General features: G+C 49.6%; 16 protein-coding genes and 1 tRNA gene. 14 read left to right on the top strand and 3 right to left on the bottom strand.

Annotation, left to right across the window (positions count from 1 at the left end):
* Positions 1-94: 94 nt before the first annotated feature.
* Positions 95-1,372, top strand: a complete 1,278-nt coding sequence (gene bioA / locus J2I46_RS25860) for an adenosylmethionine--8-amino-7-oxononanoate transaminase (protein ID WP_207331980.1) — start codon at positions 95-97, stop codon at positions 1,370-1,372.
* Positions 1,373-1,441: 69 nt separating this feature from the next.
* Here bioA and idi read toward each other — a convergent pair whose 3' ends face one another.
* Entirely contained in the window at positions 1,442-1,969 is a 528-nt protein-coding gene (gene idi / locus J2I46_RS25855; protein ID WP_207331979.1) for an isopentenyl-diphosphate Delta-isomerase, read from the bottom strand.
* 270 nt (positions 1,970-2,239) lie between these two features.
* On the opposite strand from idi, the gene J2I46_RS25850 reads away from it, so the two are divergent.
* The 7 genes from J2I46_RS25850 to J2I46_RS25820 all read left to right on the top strand — a co-directional run bounded on the left by J2I46_RS25850 (position 2,240) and on the right by J2I46_RS25820 (position 10,196).
* A complete protein-coding gene (locus J2I46_RS25850; RefSeq protein ID WP_207331978.1) occupies positions 2,240-3,727 on the top strand; it encodes an energy transducer TonB in 1,488 nt (495 codons plus the stop codon).
* A 59-nt stretch (positions 3,728-3,786) separates the two neighbouring features.
* Complete coding sequence (gene gcvT, locus J2I46_RS25845) at positions 3,787-4,893, top strand: glycine cleavage system aminomethyltransferase GcvT (RefSeq protein WP_207331977.1); 1,107 nt, start codon at positions 3,787-3,789, stop codon at positions 4,891-4,893.
* Positions 4,894-4,998: 105 nt separating this feature from the next.
* Complete coding sequence (locus J2I46_RS25840) at positions 4,999-5,709, top strand: 2-phosphosulfolactate phosphatase (RefSeq protein WP_207331976.1); 711 nt, start codon at positions 4,999-5,001, stop codon at positions 5,707-5,709.
* 36 nt (positions 5,710-5,745) lie between these two features.
* Positions 5,746-6,237: an NADH-quinone oxidoreductase subunit C gene (locus J2I46_RS25835; RefSeq protein WP_207331975.1), complete on the top strand. Its 492-nt coding sequence runs from the start codon at positions 5,746-5,748 to the stop codon at positions 6,235-6,237.
* 107 nt (positions 6,238-6,344) lie between these two features.
* Positions 6,345-8,012 carry a hypothetical protein gene (locus tag J2I46_RS25830; RefSeq protein ID WP_207331974.1) on the top strand — a complete coding sequence of 556 codons (1,668 nt, stop codon included), beginning with the start codon at positions 6,345-6,347 and terminating at the stop codon, positions 8,010-8,012.
* A gap of 185 nt (positions 8,013-8,197) precedes the next feature.
* Positions 8,198-9,247, top strand: a complete 1,050-nt coding sequence (locus tag J2I46_RS25825; RefSeq protein ID WP_207331973.1) for a glycosyltransferase family 4 protein — start codon at positions 8,198-8,200, stop codon at positions 9,245-9,247.
* A gap of 145 nt (positions 9,248-9,392) precedes the next feature.
* A complete protein-coding gene (locus J2I46_RS25820; protein ID WP_207331972.1) occupies positions 9,393-10,196 on the top strand; it encodes an FkbM family methyltransferase in 804 nt (267 codons plus the stop codon).
* Positions 10,197-10,207: 11 nt separating this feature from the next.
* On the opposite strand, the gene J2I46_RS25815 is transcribed toward J2I46_RS25820, so the two are convergent.
* Together J2I46_RS25815 and J2I46_RS25810 are read right to left on the bottom strand one after the other, a co-directional pair.
* Positions 10,208-10,888 (bottom strand): hypothetical protein, encoded by a 681-nt coding sequence (locus tag J2I46_RS25815; protein ID WP_207331971.1) that lies wholly within the window; start codon positions 10,886-10,888, stop codon positions 10,208-10,210.
* A gap of 253 nt (positions 10,889-11,141) precedes the next feature.
* A tRNA-Pro gene (locus tag J2I46_RS25810) sits at positions 11,142-11,200 on the bottom strand.
* A gap of 112 nt (positions 11,201-11,312) precedes the next feature.
* Between J2I46_RS25810 and J2I46_RS25805 the strand changes: the two genes are divergently transcribed.
* The 6 genes from J2I46_RS25805 to tcmP all read left to right on the top strand — a co-directional run bounded on the left by J2I46_RS25805 (position 11,313) and on the right by tcmP (position 20,435).
* Entirely contained in the window at positions 11,313-12,536 is a 1,224-nt protein-coding gene (locus tag J2I46_RS25805) for a site-specific integrase (protein WP_207331970.1), read from the top strand.
* Between the two features lie 551 nt (positions 12,537-13,087).
* The gene (locus tag J2I46_RS25800; RefSeq protein WP_207331969.1) at positions 13,088-13,444 is read left to right on the top strand and encodes a hypothetical protein; all 357 of its coding nucleotides are present in this window, start codon (positions 13,088-13,090) and stop codon (positions 13,442-13,444) included.
* A gap of 252 nt (positions 13,445-13,696) precedes the next feature.
* Complete coding sequence (locus J2I46_RS25795) at positions 13,697-14,683, top strand: DUF3871 family protein (RefSeq protein ID WP_207331968.1); 987 nt, start codon at positions 13,697-13,699, stop codon at positions 14,681-14,683.
* Between the two features lie 829 nt (positions 14,684-15,512).
* Positions 15,513-16,508, top strand: coding sequence for a hypothetical protein (locus tag J2I46_RS25790; protein ID WP_207331967.1), 996 nt, complete (start codon positions 15,513-15,515; stop codon positions 16,506-16,508).
* Between the two features lie 279 nt (positions 16,509-16,787).
* A complete protein-coding gene (locus J2I46_RS25785) occupies positions 16,788-19,544 on the top strand; it encodes a type I restriction endonuclease subunit R (RefSeq protein WP_229379951.1) in 2,757 nt (918 codons plus the stop codon).
* 6 nt (positions 19,545-19,550) lie between these two features.
* On the top strand, positions 19,551-20,435 hold the full coding sequence (gene tcmP / locus J2I46_RS25780) for a three-Cys-motif partner protein TcmP (RefSeq protein WP_207331965.1): 885 nt from the start codon (positions 19,551-19,553) through the stop codon (positions 20,433-20,435).
* Position 20,436: the final 1 nt, after the last annotated feature.

The raw sequence follows: 20,436 nt of genomic DNA, 5'->3' as shown, positions 1-20,436 counted from the left end.
CCTGTCTGTTTTCAGTAAGCCCCCCCTCCGGTTAGCAGCCGTTTTTGCACCGGATAAACAGGTAACAAACTGGCAGCGTCATACCTTTGGGGGTATGAATACACTTTCTCAACGTGATCAGGCGGTAATCTGGCACCCGTTTACGCAGATGCAGACCGCTCCTGCCCCCATACCTGTGGTGCGGGGCGAAGGCTCCGTGCTGTATCTGGAAGATGGCCGCGAGATGCTGGATATGATTTCGTCGTGGTGGGTCAACCTGCACGGGCACTCACACCCCTACATTGCCGACCGGGTAGCGGCCCAACTGCGCACGTTGGAGCATACGATCTTCGCCGATTTTACGCACGAACCCGCCGTACAACTCGCCGAGCGACTGCTGCCTATTCTCCCCACAAACCAACGGCGCATCTTTTATTCTGACAACGGCTCAACGGCAGTAGAAGTAGCCTTGAAAATGGCGTTCCAGTACTGGCACAACATTGGCCAACCGCGGCTTAAAGTTGTAGCTTTTGAGGACGCCTATCATGGTGATACGTTCGGCGCTATGGCCGTTGGTGGGCGAAGCGCTTTTACGGCTCCCTTTGCTCCTTTTCTATTCAACGTAACGTACCTGCCGGTGCCGGTGCCGGGCCGGGAGGCTGAAGTACTGGAACTGGCCCAAACTTTATTCACCGACGAAGTAGCCGCTTTCATTGTGGAACCCCTGGTACAGGGCGCAGGCGGTATGAACATGTACGAACCTGCCGCACTAAACGAATTGTTCGCGCTGGCACGTACCCACGGAACGCTGCTCATTGCTGATGAAGTAATGACGGGGTTCGGCCGCACGGGCAAACTATTCGCCAGTCACTACCTGACTGAGCAGCCCGATCTGATGTGTCTATCGAAAGGCATCACCGGCGGCACGATGGCCCTGGGCGTGACGACCTGCACAGCCGCCATTTACGATGCGTTTCTGTCGACCGACAAGATGAAGACCCTTTTCCACGGCCATTCATTCACCGCCAATCCGATCGCCTGCGCCGCCGCCTTAGCCAGCATGGACCTGTTGCTCGACGAAGACCGATTGGCCGACATTCAGCGCATTATCACCAGGCATACGGCGTTTGCCGATAGGTTGCGTCAATCACCCGTAGTGGGAAACATCCGGCAGCGGGGCACGTTATTAGCCTTTGATCTGATCACGAATGGGCAGACGTCGTACTTCAATAACATTCGCGATGTGGCCTACCAGTTCCTGCTCGAGAAAGGCGTCTTGATGCGTCCACTAGGCAACGTGCTGTATTTTATGCCGCCCTATTGCACTACCAACACGCAGTTGCAGGTAGCCTACGATGCCGTGCTGGCCTTGCTGACAAAGCTGGAAGATTGATGGAAATGTATCGCTTTCGGCTTCTGCTGGCTCACGAAAGCAAGTACGACCAGCCAACAGCCAACGTACCTACCGCTGCTTCTCGATGGTATCGACCAGGATCTTGAACCAGACCGTAAAGGTTGCTGGCGCCGTGGCTATCTCGCGCAGTAATTCCTCGCGGCTAACCCAGCGCACAGCCATCACCTCGGCCGGGTTGAAGGGAATCTCTCCGTCATACTGACCCGTAAAAACGTGGTCGAACTCATGCTCGATTAGCCCGTTGGGTAGCGAGGCGTGGTAGATAAAGCTAAACGAAGGTGATAATGACGTACGGAAACCCATCTCCTCATCCAGCCGTTGTTCGGCCTGCGCCGCTGTATTGGCAGGCTGCGTTGGATGCCCGCAGCACGCATTTGACCAAAGTCCTCCAGAATGATATTTTTCCAGCGCCCGCTGCTGAATCAGATAATCGCCCCGATCGTTGTAGATCAGGACCGAGAAGGCACGGTGCAGCACCCCATCGTAGTGGACCTGCATTTTTTCGGCCGTGCCAATGATCTCGTCCTGTTCTGTAACGAGCAACAAATCGGGGGATAACGTACCTACAGAGTTCATGCTTTTCGGCTGTATGCAATGACTGGCAGCGAAGGTAGCGCTCCCGCTAAGCCAACACAACTCACACGAGCTATCTCTACTAACCACACCTGTTTTCGGCTAGTTACTCAGTTGATAAACTATCTAGCGGACTGTCAGACTAACGCATCAATTAGCCTATATTGGCTAATGTGACAGGCAGGGTATTCGTGAAAGCAGTTGTTGACCCCGGCGGACGTATTGCCAACGTAACCCACTACCTGCTCATTCCATCTAACACACGTGTCACGTATGCATCCACGACTTGTTAATGTCATCTTACTGCCCTTCCTTTTCGTAATCAGCTATCGTTCAGCCCATGCGCAGGCGCCCGTTTACAAACCGTTTGAAGTTGATTCGGTGGCGGCTCCGATCGGTGGGCAATCGATGCTGGAAACCTTTCTGGCGGTCAACGTGCAAAAACCGTTTATGGCCAGGGTAGCCAACGTAACGGGGAAAGTTTTTGTAACGGCAGTTGTAGACCCCAACGGGCGGGTATCAGACGTGCAGCTTATGCGCAGTCTTCGGCCCGACTGCGACCGGGAAGCTCTCCGGGTCATGCGTCTGTTCAACGCCTGGAAACCTGCCATCAAGAGCGGGCAACCCGTTTGGCAACTGATAACGTACCCAGTTACGTTTCTGGCAAACGATCCAGTAACCTACGCAACTGGTCAACGAATTGAGTATTTCGATAGCGATCAAAAACCCATCATCAGCAGCCAGAAAGCTCGCTTTCAGCAAACCACTGCTATCGATTCAGTTTCGGGGCTGCCAACGGGTGAACTCGTTGTATCGGAGATAAAGGGGTCAGGGAAACTTCGCGAACTTACCCGCCTGCCGCTAAGCCGGCTCGACAATAAATCTGCTTCTCCCAACGAGCCAGTCACCTATATGCTGGGGCATAAACAGCCGTATAGCACTTGGTATGGCTTTGTCTATACCCTCGATAAAGCTGGCAAATTGATCAGACGCCACCATAGCGCAAACAACGAAACCCTGGAATATGACTCAACGGGCATGGTTACACTCATGCGAACCGCTGTTGGTGGCAAGTCGCAATTGACCTGGCACAGCAACGGGCTGATCAAACAGGTAGAAACGTTCGATAAGGACATTAACCAACTCGAAGGTCGCAATCCGTACCGGATGATGTCTGTCTGGGACGGGGCGGGCAATCAGTTGGTGATCAACGGGAACGGCCAATCGAGCCATAGTAGCCGGGTCTTGTCGAGGGCATCCGACGCAAAAGAGGTAGAGCTGGTGGAAACCGGCAGTTGGGTTAATGGCCTGAAACATGGCACCTGGAGCGGCTCGTACAGCGATGGCTCGTACTCGTATAGCGAATCATTCGACAAGGGGAAACCGCTGGGAGGCTCGGCAACGATAAACGGCGATAAGACAATTACCTATACAGCCAGCCAGCAAAATCCGGAGTTTAAAGGCGGAATGCGAGAAATGTACGCTTTTCTGGGCCAAAACATCAGATACCCGGCCGATGCCATCAGAAATGGTATACAGGGCAAAGTATTTATGGCATTCACCGTTTGCACTGACGGCACCCTCTGCGACTTTGAACTGCTAAACAGTGTACACCCATCGCTGGATGCCGAAGCGGAGCGGGTTGTGCGTGCATCGAGCGGGCGCTGGCAGCCCGGTTATCAGCGGGGCGAGCCAGTGCGGGTCAAGTACAACATCCCGATCAGCTTCCAGGTCACCACAACATCAACCATATATCGGTAAAGGAACGGCTACACATTCCAGTTGAAAGACCGTACTTTTGCGGCAATAAAACCGTCAACATGTCGCTGAAGCAAGTTCCGTTAGACGCCGTACACCGGGCGTTGGGTGCCAAGATTGTTCCTTTTGCGGGCTACGAGATGCCCGTTCGTTATAGCTCCGATCTCGACGAGCACAACACCGTTCGCAACGCCGTGGGCATCTTCGATGTCTCGCATATGGGCGAGTTTATCCTGAAAGGCCCTGGCGCCCTCGACCTGATTCAGCGCGTGTCGGCCAATGATGCCAGCGTGTTATTCGACGGGAAAGTGCAGTATTCATACCTGCCAAACGATCGCGGCGGGGTGATCGATGACCTGCTGGTGTATCGCATCACAGAAAACGAGTACATGCTCGTGGTTAACGCCTCGAACATCGATAAAGATTGGAACTGGATCAACCAGTACGCACCTGAGTATGACCGGTCCGGCGCTCCGGTTGAACTGACGAATATCTCTGATGATATGTGCCTCTTCGCCGTTCAGGGGCCGCTCGCAGCCAAAGCGCTGCAACCCCTAACGAATGCCCTGCTCGAGTCGATGTCGTACTACACCTTCGAGAAGACCGATTTTGCGGGTATGGCCAACGTCATTGTCTCGGCAACGGGCTACACCGGCGCGGGTGGTTTCGAGATTTACGTGTCGAACCATCAGGCCGAAACGGTCTGGAATGCAATAATGGAAGCAGGGGCACCGTACGGCATCAAGCCCATTGGCCTGGGCGCACGCGATACGCTCCGCCTCGAATCGGGCTATTGCCTGTATGGCAACGACATCACCGACGAAACGTCGCCGCTGGAAGCAGGCCTGGGCTGGGTCACCAAGTTCACGCACAATTTCGTTAATTCGGAGGTTTTAAAAGAAGAAAAAGAACAGGGTATTGCGCGCAAACTAATCGGTTTCAGCATGATCGACCGAGGTATTCCGCGTGGCCATTATCAACTGTGCACCGCCGACGGCACCGTGGTTGGCGAGGTAACGTCGGGCACGCAATCGCCCACGCTGGGCAAAGGCATCGGTATGGGCTACGTACCTGCCGCACTCAGCAAACCCGGCACCGAGATCTTCGTCAGCGTCCGCGAAAAGCTGCTCAAAGCCGAAGTAGTTAAACTTCCATTTCTGAAAAAGTAACCGATTTTCTAACAGGATTACAGGAAAAACAGGGTTTTATCTCGATGATGACCTGCTTAAAAATCCTGTTCTTCCTGTAATCCTGTCAGAGAAAATAGCGTATAGATGAAACAAATTGACGTTTGCCTGACCCCGGATCTGCTGCACCTGCACACCATCGATAATACGATTGTGGTGGTGGCCGATGTGTTCCGGGCTACTTCCTGCATGGTTACAGCCTTTGCCTATGGTGTTGGCAGCATTATTCCGGTAGCCACTGTTGACGAGTGCCGCGCCCTGCAACAACGGGGATACCTTGCCGCCGCCGAGCGCAATGCCCAGACGGTAGAGGGATTCGACCTCGACAATTCGCCGTTCAGCTACATGGACGAGCGCCTCGAAGGCACCGACATTGCCATGACCACCACCAACGGCACGCTGGCCATCACCCGGTCGCGGTCAGCGGTGAAAGTACTGGTTGGGTCGTTTCTGAACCTCGACGCTATAGCCCGTTACCTGCGTACCCAGACCTACGACGTCATGGTGCTGTGCGCAGGCTGGAAGGGTCGGGTCAATCTGGAAGATACACTTTTTGCCGGTGCGCTGGCCCACCGCCTCCGCGACGATTACGCCATGCATGAAGATAGCGTGCTGTTGGCCCACCGCCTCTACTGCGACGGGAAAGACAATCTGGTCAGTTACCTGGCCAACGCGTCGCACCTGCGGCGGTTACAGCGGCTTGGTATCCAGAAAGATATTGCCTATTGCCTTCAGCACGACCTCTACGATGTGGTTCCCGTTCTGCGCGGCGGCTCGCTTGTAAAAATGGAAGTGTAAAAAACTGTTTACAGTAAACTGTAAACTCCTTCAAAAATGACATTTTCGGAAATCGCCATCCTACTGCAGGAACACTTCCAGGTAGAGCCTGTTACGACTGGTCTGCAACCTTTCCTGACAGTAAAAGCGGAGGAACTGGTAACAATTTGCCAGTTCCTCCGCAACGATGACCGGTTGTTTTTCGATCTGCTGGCTTGTGTAACAGCCATTGATAACGGGCCCGACGCCAACACGATGGAGGTTGTCTATAACCTGACGTCGATTCCATATGCGCACAACCTGATGCTGAACCTAACGGTGGTTCGCCACAACGAGAACGCCGTAGACGGATTACCGAACGTACCCAGCCTTAGCGACGTATGGCGCACCGCCGACTGGCACGAACGGGAAGCGTTTGATCTGATCGGCATTCGGTTCACCGGGCACCCTGATCTACGCCGCATCCTGCTGCCGCTGGATTGGGAAGGTCACCCCCTCCGCCGCGATTACCGGGAGCCCGAACGATACCACGGTATTTCCACGAAATAACACGGTCAGTTACCCGTGATCAGTTCACAACAAGTAAGCGATATCGTAGCTTAGACGCACGAATAGCGTCGACTGGTAATTGGTAACTGCTAATTGATAACTGACTTATGGTTCGCCTACCTTTCTTACTTCTCCTGCTAATCACGGCTACTGCAGCCTTTGCTCAACCCAGGATCGATTCGGTTATCGTGTCGGGTCAGGTACGTCGGTTATCGGCAAAATTGTACCGACAGTCGCCCACCGTACTGGTCACCCGGACAAATATGCTGCGTGGTGGTATCGAACAGGCATTTCCGGCTCCACTTCAGCCCAATGGCACATTTCGGGTGGCCGTTCCAATCGTGTACCCACAGGAAGAGATGCAGTTCATTATCGGAAATGCCACTACTCCATTTCTGGCTTCGGCAGGCAACCTGACCATTACGCTCGATAACGATTCTCTGTATGTGGCGGCCCTTCCGTTTCAGTTTGGCGGTGTCAACGCGCAGGTGAATCAGCAGTATGCTCAATTTAAAGCGTTTGAAGCCAAGAACAAGCCCGATGAGAATGCCCGAAAACGCACGCTCAAAAAAGCACTGAATGGCGATATTAATCAGACTTTTTCAACGCTCTACCCGACCTTTATAGACCCATTCACTCAGTTTTCGACCAGGCAGACCGTTTTCCCGCTGGTGCGCGACTGGGCCGTCACAAACGCCCGGTATGATGCAGCAGCCTACGTCTTCGACAAAGCCCTTCAGGAACAGCAGACCATACCGCCCAATTATTTCAAAGCCGTCACAACCGATACAGAAACCCTGCTAACGGCCAGCCGCGCCATTGCCATGAGCCGGTTTGGGGCATATGCGGATATGCGCATTCAGCAAAATACGCCTAGCAGTGGTCGTGGCATTCGTATTCGTACACTGGCGCAGTTGATCGATCAATACGGCACCGGCCTTACGGTCAATGACCGGCAACGCCTGGCCGCCTTCCGCGAAACCAACACGGCCCGTACGGCCGATGTACGCTACCTGTCGAAACTGCTCGAGCGCAACCCCGATACACTGACTCGACTGCTTACCTACGAAAATGCCATGCAAACCGCTCGCCCCCTATTCGATAGCCTGTCTATGGATTACCTGAAAGGATACGCGATGAACATGGTGATCACCGAATCTACGCTCGACATTGTTCAGGTAGTAGCACAGCACATTTACCCGCAGATTGGCAATCCATACCTGAAACAGTCGTTCAGTGATCTGCTGGGGCAGGCCCTGCGAGACACCGCCCTGGTCAGACAAGTCCGCGCTGACTACCTGGCGCTGGAAAAACAACCGGGCGTAAACAGCGGCTATGTCGGCGACGGTATTTACGTTACAGCCGGTACAAATCGGGACGGCTCTGAATTGCTCAAAAAGGCGGTTGATCAGAACAGAGGCCATGTAATTTACGTAGTTCTTTGGGGGCCCGGTAGCGAAACGGGCCGGCAACTGGCCCGCGATGCGCAACGGTTACGCGACGTTTTTCTGCCGCAGGATCTAACCATTCTGTACATCAGCACAAACGATGCTGACGAGAAGCTCTGGCTGGAATCGATCGTCCGGAACCGCCTGAAGGGCGAACATATCAGGCTCTCCGAATCACAGACCTATTCTGTATTCAACACCCTGAACCTTAGCGATCCGTCGCCTGTCAGAATTATTCTGCCTCAAGGAAAACTCTTCAGAAAAGAAGCCCTGCTACCCGATAAGTTTGACCAGTTGGTTGAGCAAATTCAGGCGCAACTCCGGTAGAGCCGGGTACGTGTAACTGCCTGATCATCGATCAACGCCCTTACCTCCCCGGCTTCGCCAGCAACGGTTTCGTTCCGGCAGGTATCCCGTATGGTGGCAATGAGTAGATTTTTTATATCAAATGAACCTATCCGGATCGTTGGAATAGGTATATCTTAGACGTTAAAACGCCACGAGCCCGCTTAATGCCCAAGTTATTTGTCGACACCCAGCCACTAAAACATATCAATACCGGCATGGGGCAGGTTTGCCTCAACCTGAGCAAAGAGCTTATTCGACAGTGTCCGGCAAACTGGGAGATCACCTTTCTGGTACCTAAGGGTAAAGAGGGTTTCTTCGGCCCATCGGTGCAGTACAAAGTGGCCACCGAATGGCTACGACATTGGCGAACGACCGGCTATGATGTCTGGCACTGCCTGCACCAGGGATCGAAATTCTTACCCGCCCAGTCGACATCGCTGGTTTACACGATTCTCGACCTGAACTACCTGATCCATCCAAGTTATACAGATAAGCAGAAGGCCAAGCAGAAAAAGCGGTACCAGGCACGCGTAGACCAGGCCTCGGTCGTTACAACAATTTCAGAATACGTAGCCAACGATGTTCGGCAGCAACTGACTCTACCACCCGCCACACCCGTTGAGGTAACGTACCTGGGTGCCAATGTGCCAGACAATATTCAGTCGCTCTCTCCTTCCTTCCGGCCTGATGGGCCGTTTTTGCTATTCATGGGCGTGGTTGATCCGCGCAAGAACGTACACACGCTTCTGCCTATTCTGGCTGCCTCTCCTGCCTATAAACTCGTTCTGGCCGGTGATATGAAGCCCGATTACGTGGCTGATTTGCTGGCCTCGGCCAGACAGATGGGCGTTGCAGACCGGCTCATTCTACCCGGTTCTGTTGACGAAGCCACGAAATGGTGGCTTTATGCCCATTGCGATGCCTTTCTGTTTCCGTCGTTGCTGGAAGGATTCGGTCTTCCCGTTGTAGAAGCAATGGCGCTGGGCAAACCCGTCTTTTCGTCGGATAAAATGAGTTTGCCTGAAGTCGGTGGCCCAGACGCCTTTTACTTCCGATCATTTGAGCCACAGGCCATGATCGACACGTTTCAGGCGGGCATGGCTACCTATGCAAATGACCCGGCCTATCCCGATCGGCTTCGGGCATTTAGCCAGCAATTTCGCTGGGAAAACGTAGCGGCCACCTATTGGCGAATTTATACGGGCTTAGTGTAGCCCCAATCTGGTCAAGGCAGGCGTTAACACCCTTCCATACTCGCAACAGTAGGGCTTGTGAGCATCGGAAGCCGCTGTAATGGCGGTGAACAGCTATCCCGGAAATCAGTTTATTACTAAACGTTATGACTTAAAAGGCTTCTCTATGCCTGCAGAAGGAATAAACCGATATGTCCGGCTTTGGCAACATATTGCCAATCCAGCCGAATACATCATGCACAAGAGTGATCGCCGGCACCGGTCACTGTCATTTACGACAAAGCCACTGCCGCTTCACTTCCAGGTAACAGAACCGCTTTATCAGGTATTTAAGGAGCTGTTCATGCAGGATGTGTACGAGATAGATGCTCTGGTTGCGCAGCTTCCGGAACAACCTGTTGTCATCGATATTGGCGCTAATGCAGGTTTTTTTGCGGTTCAGTTACTCTCCAAAATAAAGCGGGCAACTGTGTATGCGTATGAACCCGTGCCCGCCAATGTACAGGCATTTCAGCAAACACTGGAGGCAAATCCACGTTTGAAACGTACCGTGCATCTCTTTCAGATGGCTGTTACCGGACATCATAAGGCAGTAATCGATCTGTTTGCCGAGGCCGCTGACGATAACCAGGTAGTAGCATCAGTACTAGCCTCCTTTCATGAAAACAACACCCGCACGCTGACAGTGAAGGGCATCACCTTAACGAGTATTATCGAAAGTAATAACCTCGCGGTCATTGACTTATTGAAGATGGACTGCGAAGGAAGCGAGTACGATATCTTTTACAATACAGACCCTGACCTATTCCGGCGAGTGCGTCACATTGTCATGGAAGTACATGATCTAGATGCAGATCGCAACAATGTCAGCGCCCTGACAACGTACCTGGAATCGCTTGGTTTTCAGACCAAACACGTACCTATCAATTCCTTTTGTCACTCGCTGGAGGGCATCGCTGCTGGCCGCTGAATTCGGTCAGGTCAATGGCCATGTCCACGCCCGTGTCCACGCGTCGGGCGGCCAACGCGCGGCGGTCGAGCTCGTCCGTTACCCAGCAGCCCCCCCGAGTCAGTGCGCAGGAGCCCATATCGCAGATAAACGCCGTAAAACGTTTTGGAACTGTCGGTGAACTCGCTGCTGAAGTCGTAATAGCCCGTGGTTAAACCAATGCCCAGCCGGGGAGCAACCTGAGCCATAATACTGTAGGTTAGCTCCAGCATCAGGCTCCCCGCCCTATCGAACACCCGGCCAGCGCCAATGGTCATTTCGTTGGCAAAGACACCGTAATTTGCCACGTCCATCGTTACACGCCCTTCCAGGAACATCGTTGAGTCGGGGCGAAGGGAATTACGCCCAACCGCGACCCCTAAGTCGATGACGTTGAATGATTTACCAATCTCGACGCTCTGCGAGATACGATCACGAATATTACCCAGCCCGGTGTAGACCAGCAACGGATTCGCCCTGGCATACCACGGTGCTGCGCCAAAGTTGAATACCGATTTGGTTGAATCTTCCGACGAGCGGCTGATCGACTGATACGTCTGCTGATTCCGGGAAGTACGGGTCATTGTCGAATCCCCGGCCGATTGCGCCAGGCAGCCGGGCGCTAACCAGGAGATCGCCAACAGGATTATGTACAGACCGCGAGACAGACACATAGACGCATGTTTGAGTGTAAACCAGCCAATAGCCAACGAGGCAATTCCCGAAGCCCGAGCTAATATACGATAGCCAGTTGTCTTTCCCCGGTTAGCAATACCCAGTGATGAGGCCAGCCACCGTATTGTTCGTCGGTTACGCTGCCTGTATGCCCAGCAGCCAATGTTACGAAATAAGCTCACTACCAAACCACGTCTGAGCACATGTTATCAACAAAAAAAGCCAGTCAATACTGACTGGCTTTGTCGGGAAGGCGGGATTCGAACCCACGACCTCTTGCACCCCATGCAAGCACGCTACCGGACTGCCTATAACCTTTATCTACTGATAACTAGATAGTTAACAAAGGTTTTCAATAACCTGCTACTGGATTTTACGGGTGGTTTTAACCAAATGTTTTAACCATGTTTTACCCGTTTTCCTATGAAAGCTACAGTTAATGCCGTTCTTTTTAAATCAAAAGTCTTACGAAACGGGGAAAGTCCCGTTATGATCCGGGTTACTAGAAATCGTCAATCAAGGTACATAACCTTAGGGATAACCTGTCCTGCTGATCTTTGGGATCAGGCTAAAGGGATTCCTAAGACTAAACATCCTCTGTATAAGGAGTTAACGACGACCATTCTAAAAACCAAACTAGCTATTCAAAAGGAGCTGTTGACCCTAACTAATGAGGATCAGGATTTCTCTCTTGACCGACTGACAACCTTGTCTCACAAGGCCCCGGTGCCGGTGAAAGTGTTAGGCTACTTCGATCAGGTTATAAAGCAGCTTACCGAGTCAGGCCGGATCGGCTACGCTAATATCTTCCGGTCTACAGCCAACAGCTTACGGAATTTCAAGGATGGAAAAGACTTTCTGTTTACTGACGTTAACCCGTCCTTTCTGATGAAGTATGAAGCTTGGTTCCTCAGCCGAAACGTTATGTTCAGTTCCATCTTTGTTTTCATGAGAACTTTCAAGACACTGGTCAACTATGCCCGTAAGGAGGGCTATGTAAAACCAGATTTTCTTCCATTCAAGGATTTCAGCTTCAGTAAGTACCGACGGGTTAAAACCAGAAAGAGATCGTTAACCAAAGCTCAAGTTCAGGCTATTGCTGGTTTCGCAACTAAACCCGGTACTTCCTTATTCCACGCCAAGAACTATTTTCTGTTCAGTTATTACTGCCGGGGGATCAACTTTATTGATATGGCCCTGCTTAAGCGGTCAAACGTTAAAGCCGGTCGAATCCAGTACTCCCGTAGGAAAACGAAGGAGCTGTTCACTATTAACCTGTTAAAACCAGCTCAGGAGATACTAGACCTATACCGGCCAAGTATAACTCCATCAGAAGACGGGTATATCTTTCCCATACTGAGAATAGACTTTCATATCAGCCCGGTCCAGATTGATAACAGGATTGACAAGGTGAACAGGCAGGTAAACAGCTCTCTGAAAGAGATCGGTAAACAGTTAGGTATCGAGGAGAAGTTAACCACTTATGTAGCCCGCCATTCTTTTGCTACCGTCCTGAAACGGGAAGGAATATCTATAGCTATTATCAGTGAGCTGATGGGACATGACTCAGAGCAGACCACTCGGATTTATCTTCAAGGCTTTGGAGATGATCTACTGGATGAGGCTACACAATCGGTAATCTGGTAAAACGTTGACAGGCATAAACCTGAAATAGCTAGCTACTAGGTAGACTAGTGAAACCACTTTCTATCTGTAGAATCCCTTTGTTCCTGCTTTTCTCAAGTTCCCAGTGCTGGTTTCTAATGTAGGCTGGGCAGAACAGGTATACCCTTTTTTCCGGTCATTAACGTCCGAATTAAGCTATCTGAAATCCATTGATCTAAGTCCCTGTGACTTCTGAGCTATCTCAATAATGGCTTATAGGGAGTACCGTATAGCTCTGCCTATTCCAGAATTTCCAGCTCGTTCCACCCCACCAAATTTTTTTTATATGGGTCTGTCTACAAGGGTGGGTAGTGTTCACGCCCCGTCTGCTACCGAGTCCCCCTGGTCCCCCCGGTCTACTTCAATGGTAGTAGAATAGTATGTATATCTGAATCCGAGTACGTCTGTAGATAGGTATTTGTCTGCCCGATTACTCCCACGTTCATCTAAGACTTACCAATCTACTATAGCCAAGACAGGGTAGATCCGTCCGCTCATGAGTAAAATGTACACAATCAAACCAAACTCAAATCATGGTTACTGTATCCGATTACCAACAACGTACTTCTACAGAAGGAACCCCTTTTCAAGTACTAGAATTAACTAGCCAAGAGCTGGAAATGGTTGTTTCCCAGCAAACCGGCCGTTATTATGCTACCGTTCGTAAATGTTATATCCCAGCTACCTTTCCGGAGGCTGTTTGCCGATTGATGGTAGGGAAACAGCTCCCTGGCTGCATCATCAAGACTGAATGTGATCCGTATGAGTTTACGGTTCCTGAGACAGGGGAGGTAATAACCCGAAAACATCGGTATGAATACAGCCCAGTAGAACAAAGCTCTATGGAGCAAACCGTTCTTTCTGGAGTTCCGCTGATAGCTATAGTATAATAGTGTTGTACTGCTTCCCGGATTAAACGACTTGAAAAGGGGCCTAGACAGGTCCCTTTTTCTTTTTCAGTCATTCGAGCTTATCTGGGATTCTCTTCTAGCCCGGTGCGGGTCAACCATGGACTGACCGGTTTTTAACGGTTGGCTTTTTATAGCTGGAAATCCATTTGACTCAGCGATTCCCAGACCCCATCTCCCACAGGAAAAACCTTGTATTCAAATTTTATCAGTCAACTTCTCCACTAAATCATCATGGAAACTCAATTAATATACCACGAGTCTAACCCGCTGGAAACGATTGTTCTATCGGAAAACAGATCGTCAGAAACAGCCTTTATTACAGCCAATACCATAGCTGCCTCTCTACCAGATATACAGCAACACCACATTATCCCGGTATACAGCAGAGATAATGAACCCCTGATTAGCCATGGAGACTTCATTGAGACTGCTCTTTCTACAGTAAATCGGCTGTTCCCCCACGAAACTGTACTGAACCCGACAATACGAGTTTCTCATCCAGTGAAAGGACGGATTCCTCAAGCTCGTAACAAGCCAGCAAAGGAGTTAGCTGACTGGGAAAAAACCCTGTACTACGAACGAGCTGCCTTTGTCATTGAGATCCCGACGATCTATGATACTGTTGGTAGTAATCTGCTGTCTTTGACAGTTGGCGGGGTAAAGTCTTACAGCCTTGATAGCCTTCATCAGAAGAAGGGAGCCGATGAGCATTTTAAAGTATTCATTGGTTTTCAAAACAAGGTATGTACGAATCTGTGTGTCTGGTCTGATGGCTACATAGCCGATCTCCGGGTTAAATCACTGGATCAGTTGACCTCAGCTCTGGTTGACCTAATTAGCCGATACCGGGCTGAACAGCAGATACAGGCCCTGGCTCAACTGACTGACTACTACCTGACCGAGACCCAGTTTGCTCAGTTGATTGGCCGGTGCCGGTTATATCAGTTCCTTCCCCCGGCCGATAAACGGGCTATCCCTCCCCTGCTTTTAGGTGACCAACAGTTCAGTACGATTGCCCGGGATTACTACCGGGACGAATCATTTTGTCGGCAGGAAGACGGTTTAATTAGTCTTTGGAATGTGTACAACCTGTTTACCGGAGCTGTTAAAACCAGCTACATTGATACGTTCCTGGATCGTAACGTGAACTCATTTGATCTAGCTACCAGACTCCTGGATACGGTCCGGGGTGGAACATCAAGCTGGTATCTTCAATAATCGACAAGGTGGGGACGGTTTGTCGCTGCCTTTTTCTTTGTCCCCTTTATGTTAGATGAATCCATGTCTCACCCGGTAAACTTCGACCATGTTACTAGCTGCCTGTTTATCAATAAGGCTGGTACTCTGTTTCGGATACATTGTCCCTTCCGTGTCGTTTGTCAAACGGCTCACCCTCCTTATTCGGTTGGAGACAAGCTAACAGTGACTCGGATCGGCTCTACGGATACCAACTCTGTATTGTTTCAGATCGACCATCAATACTGGCCACACCATCCGTTTGTACTGTACATACGGTAAGTAGCCCTGATTTAACAAGTAGTCCCCTGTTTGCGGTTATGCTGTATTTTGTTGGCCACGTTCTTTTGAGACGGTTTCCGCAGTAAACAAAACCCCTGAAGAAGAACGTGGCTCTCTTTTCCCTGTTAATTAGGGTAACCCAGTATCATACTTTTTATGGCTCAGTACTGGCTATGGTTTTAGTTGTCCATACTTTAATAACTTAAGTCACAATCAGTACGTATTTTTCCTTTATAACTAGCTCATTTTTAGTATATTACAAATAATATTTTTCCAGGTTTATTACTGGACATTTCCTGTACTACTTCTCTTTTTTCTCTTGACAATCACAGTAAATTTTTGTATATTTATAGTACAATCTGCGATAAGTAATAGGGCCTTATCCCTCCGTTTTTCAGAATTTATGGAGTGAAAGCAGTACACGAATTGGGGCTAAACTCCCTTTAACCGTCAGAACAAGCCCTATCTTGTTTATGACGGTTTTTTTATGTCTTCTACTTCACTCATATCGTACCAGTCTGTTCCCGTTATGTTTGCTCAGGCAGCAGTTAAAGGGGATATAGTGTGTACCCAGTCTTTGGTTTACCTTCAGATTAGGGCTACACTGGTGGAAATGGGTGGTGGCGGGGGGGAAATTCACGTTACCAAGGAGTTGGCTTCTCGGTTTTCTTTAAGTTTCCGCTCACTCAAGGAGTACTTGAATAAAGGCGTTAAACAAGGTTGGTACGTTAAACTGGGGCTTAACAAGTACCGGCTTGTCTCACTTTATAAAGTTAGTCCGGTAGTCTACGACAAAGACGGTAAAGTCAGCAAGTACCAAGAGTATTTCGAGGTTGATAATGTTACCCTGAGTAATCTCAGTTGGAAGAACATAGCAACTTTTAGGGCTTTTCTATCTGAAGAGGTTCTGAACAAGAGAGTCAGAACCTGGGAAATCACTACCAACTATGTAGCCAGAAAAGAAGCGGCCAGGCAGATCGACCAAGAAGCTCTAAGTAATCCACACGGATATAGTAGACCCAATAAACACAGAACGAAACCTCCGATAACTACAATTGGCGAGTTCCCTGTTTCGTGTTCGTTCCCGGTCAAGGATATCGGTAGAACAAAAAAGACCGTCCATAACTACCGAGCTCTAGTAGAGAAGACCCTTCGTACAAATGTGGACAAACTACCAGAAGATCAGCTTTTCCAAAGTGTGTCCGTGTTTTACAGAACTAACAAGATAACAGTAGGAAACCTGTATGATGACTCAGGCTGGGATGTATACTACATAGCTCAGCAGAATCGGTTTATAGAGGATAACTACGAATCTCTTCCTGTAGAACGTAAGGGGCGGTATCAGTATTGTACAGTCTCTGGGCGGGTATGGTTTAACGGGGTTACTGATCGTGTTAGTCTGGGTCATAAGCAGATAAAGAGACGAAGAACTCCTGCCAAATATCTGGTTTCTCCTGCTCCTTTCTGCTCTACTATCAAGGGGTCCCTATCTGTAGAAAGTTTTAGTGTAAATACCCCGTACTAACCATTACCAGCTTGGTACTCTTCCCTCACCTAGTTCATAGTGTGGGGTTTCTCTGTTTCTACACATTGCTGAGACAGGCTTTATTACTGTTACTACAGGTACCTTTCACTCTATTATTTCCCTACCTGTATCCAGATCTCGTTAAACCCGCTAAACCAGAGATTCTACATCTACCCAGTAACAATGAACATCCTGGTTAATTAACGGAACCTCCCTCCCGGCAATGTAATTCTTTAAGAGTTATTGTACATTACGGCTTTAATGACCGCTGTTTCATCTATGACCCCCGAAAACCTAGCTCGTCAACTGATAGACCGGATGTTGGTTGATTCGGGATGGATTATCCAGGATATAAAGACCCTGAATTTCTCAGCTGGTCAGGGAGTGGTAGTTCGTGAATACCCCACGGATTCCGGTCCGGCAGACTACCTCTTATTTATTGACCGAAAACCAGTTGGGGTCATTGAAGCCAAAGCGGAGGGTACAATTCTAAGTCCAGTTGAAGAGCAGTCTAGCCGCTACGCCGTCAGTAAACTGAAGTGGCAGAAAGACCACCAGCCACTACGGTTTATCTATGAGTCTACTGGGGCTGAAACCCATTTTACGGACAACTTAGACCCTGCTCCTAGAGCCAGGGAAGTCTTCACGTTTCACCGCCCAGAAACGGTCAGGGAATGGATTAGACAAGGTACTTCGCTCAGGCATAGACTTCAGCAGTTTCCGGTATTGGATATCCGCAACCTCAGGGATTGTCAGGTATCAGCCATTACTAACCTGGAGAAATCATTCGGTAAGAACCAACCCCGAGCTTTAGTACAGATGGCCACTGGATCGGGTAAGACCTTCACGGCTATCACGACCGCTTACCGGCTGTTGAAGTTTGCCAGAGCAACCCGGATACTATTTCTGGTTGATACTCGAAACCTTGGGGAACAGGCTGAACAGGAGTTCCAGGCGTTCAGCCCTAATGATGATCCGCGGAAGTTCACGGAACTGTATAACGTCCAACGGCTCCGGTCTTCTTTTGTAGATTCCTCGGCTCAAGTATGTATCAGTACTATTCAACGGATGTACTCTATTCTACGGGGCGAGGAAATTGACGAGTCAGCCGAGGAAGAATCCCCCAATGAACGACAGACCTCTTCTTTTTCCCGAGAGGTCGTTTACAATTACCGAGTACCCATTGAAACCTTTGACTTCATTATTATTGACGAGGCCCACCGCTCCATATACAACGAATGGAAACAGGTACTGGACTACTTTGACTCGTTTCTAGTTGGCTTAACTGCTACTCCAGATAGCCGAACATTCGGTTTCTTCAATCGGAACGTGGTTAGCGAGTATACATACGAACGAGCTGTAGCCGATGGAGTCAATGTACCCTTTGACGTCTATTCCATTGAGACAGAGATAACCAAAAACGGAGCTACTATAAAAGCCGGGGAATGGGTAGATAAACGGGAACGGCAGACCCGCCGAAAACGGTGGGAACAGGTGGATGAGGAGACAGTCTACCGGGGATCAGCCCTTGACCGGGATGTCGTTAATCCAGATCAGATCAGGACCGTTATTCGAACCTTTCGGGACAAGCTACCTGAGATCTTCCCCCACCGGAAAGAAATACCTAAGACTCTGATCTTCGCCAAAAGTGATTTCCACGCGGATGACATTATTAGAACGGTTCGGGAGGAGTTTGGCGAACGGAATGAGTTCTGTCGGAAAGTCACATACAGTGTAGGTAAAGACGGGGGAGACAAGCCCTCGGAGGTTCTCCAGCAGTTCCGTACTGCCTATTACCCCCGGATAGCTGTAACGGTCGACATGATTGCTACTGGAACGGACGTTAAAGCACTGGAATGTCTGTTATTCATGAGGGATGTAAAGTCTCGGTCTTACTTCGAACAGATGAAGGGCCGGGGAACCCGTACTATGCTGGAAGATGACCTAAAGCTGGTAACTCCTTCAGCCGTGGGTAACAAGACCCATTTTGTATTGGTCGATGCTGTGGGAGTCAGTAAATCCCTGAAAACAGATAGTCGACCGCTGGAGCGTAAACCCGGGGTTTCACTGAAAGATCTATTATGGAATGTAGCCGTTGGTGGAGATAATTCAGAAGACACGTTAACCTCCTTGGCTAACCGGCTAACCAGACTAGAAAAACAGCTTACTCCAGTCGAACGAAACCAGTTAGCCACAGCAGCTGGAGGGAAAACCATCAATCGGGTAGTCAATGAGTTGCTCGATACATATAGTCCCGATAAGCTTGATGACCTGGCTAAGCAGTTTCAGAAAAACAACGGAGAAATCCCCACACCGGGAACTCTGGAAGACATCAGGAATGAATTGATCCAGCAGGCTACCCGTGTGTTCGATGATCCCAACTATCGGAATCTACTTGAGTCGATCCGTAGGAACCACGATCAGGTCATAGATGGTGTTAACCTGGATACCGTTCTTTCAGCCGGTTGGGATGCTTCAATGGCTGAAAAAGCCGGAACTATTGTAGCTGACTTCAAGACGTACCTGGAAGAAAACAGGGACCAGATAACGGCCTTACAGATCTTCTACAACCAGCCTAACAGACGTAGGGAGATCACCTACCAGATGATACAGCAGGTAGTAGAAAAACTGAAAACAGACCGCCCAAATCTGGCTCCCTTTGCTGTCTGGAAAGCCTATGAGGTTCTGGGTAAGGTAAACGGTAATCAGCCCAAGAACGAGCTGGTAGCTCTGGTTTCGCTGATCAGACGAGTACTGGAGATCGACCCGGAGTTAACCGCTTACGACCAAACCGTAAACCGGAATTTTCAGAACTGGGTATTCCGGCAACAGGCAGGTTCTCTGAAGTTTACGGAGGAGCAGATGGAGTGGCTCCGGATGATGAAGGATACTATAGCCCGGTCTATTCAGGTTACCAAAGATGACTTTGACTATTCTCCCTTTGTGGACAAGGGTGGACTAGGTAGGCTCTGGAGCCTGTTTGGAGACCGGACTTTCCCGTTAATTGAGGAGTTAAATGAATCTTTAGCTGCTTAGAAGCAAATGAGCAACCATTTTGGAGGAAGCTGGACCTTTCAGAAGGTTCGTATTATTGAGGAATACGCTAAGGCTTATCTCCAGATCATGAAGGAATATCCGTATTGGAAACTGATGTACTTTGATGGCTTTGCGGGTACCGGAGAATTCCAAGTAAAAGGTAAGATGAATCCCAGTGTATTTGACGATAACACCATTGGACTGTTTGAAGGAGCTGCCCGGACAATAGCTTCTATTAAAGAGCCAAAACCGTTTGACATGTGTTACTTTGTCGAACTGGAGACACAGAAGGCTTTACTTTTACGGGCTAGTATTGAAAAGATACGGGAAGGAGGTGTATACGTTGTCGAAGAGGATTGTAACCAGAAAATCCTAGACCTAGCTGCTTTCCTGACCGGTAAACGGGGAGAGGGCGGCCGTAATTACAAGGTACTAGCCTTCATAGATCCATTCGGGATGAACGTCCAGTGGTCATCCATCGAAGCTCTACGTGGTTTGGGTGTTGACATGTGGATCCTGGCTCCAACCGGTATAGGAGCAAACCGGTTACTTACTCGAAACGGCCAAATACCGGACTCATGGGCTAATAAGTTGGAAAGCTTCTTCGGAGTCTCAAAGGACCTAATCTATAAAAATCTATACCGGGAAACTGTCGAAACGGACTTGTTTGGTAATACCACTACTACCTTAAGTAAAAATAAAAAGGCTCTGGATGAAATCAGCAGGTTATACTCGGAACGGCTGTTAACTGTATTTAAACACGTATCAAACCCCTATGAGATGCGGAACAGTACTAATTCAACCATGTATCACCTGTATCTGGCTTCTAATAATACAACGGCTGTTAAAATAGCTAATGACATTGTTTTGAAGTACAATCTGAAGCATTAAC

The sequence above is a fragment of the Fibrella forsythiae genome (assembly GCF_017353175.1).
In the GTDB taxonomy this organism is placed as follows: Bacteria; Bacteroidota; Bacteroidia; order Cytophagales; family Spirosomataceae; genus Fibrella; species Fibrella forsythiae.
Note: the sequence above shows the minus strand (reverse complement) of the source record. Positions and strands in the feature narration are given on the sequence as shown.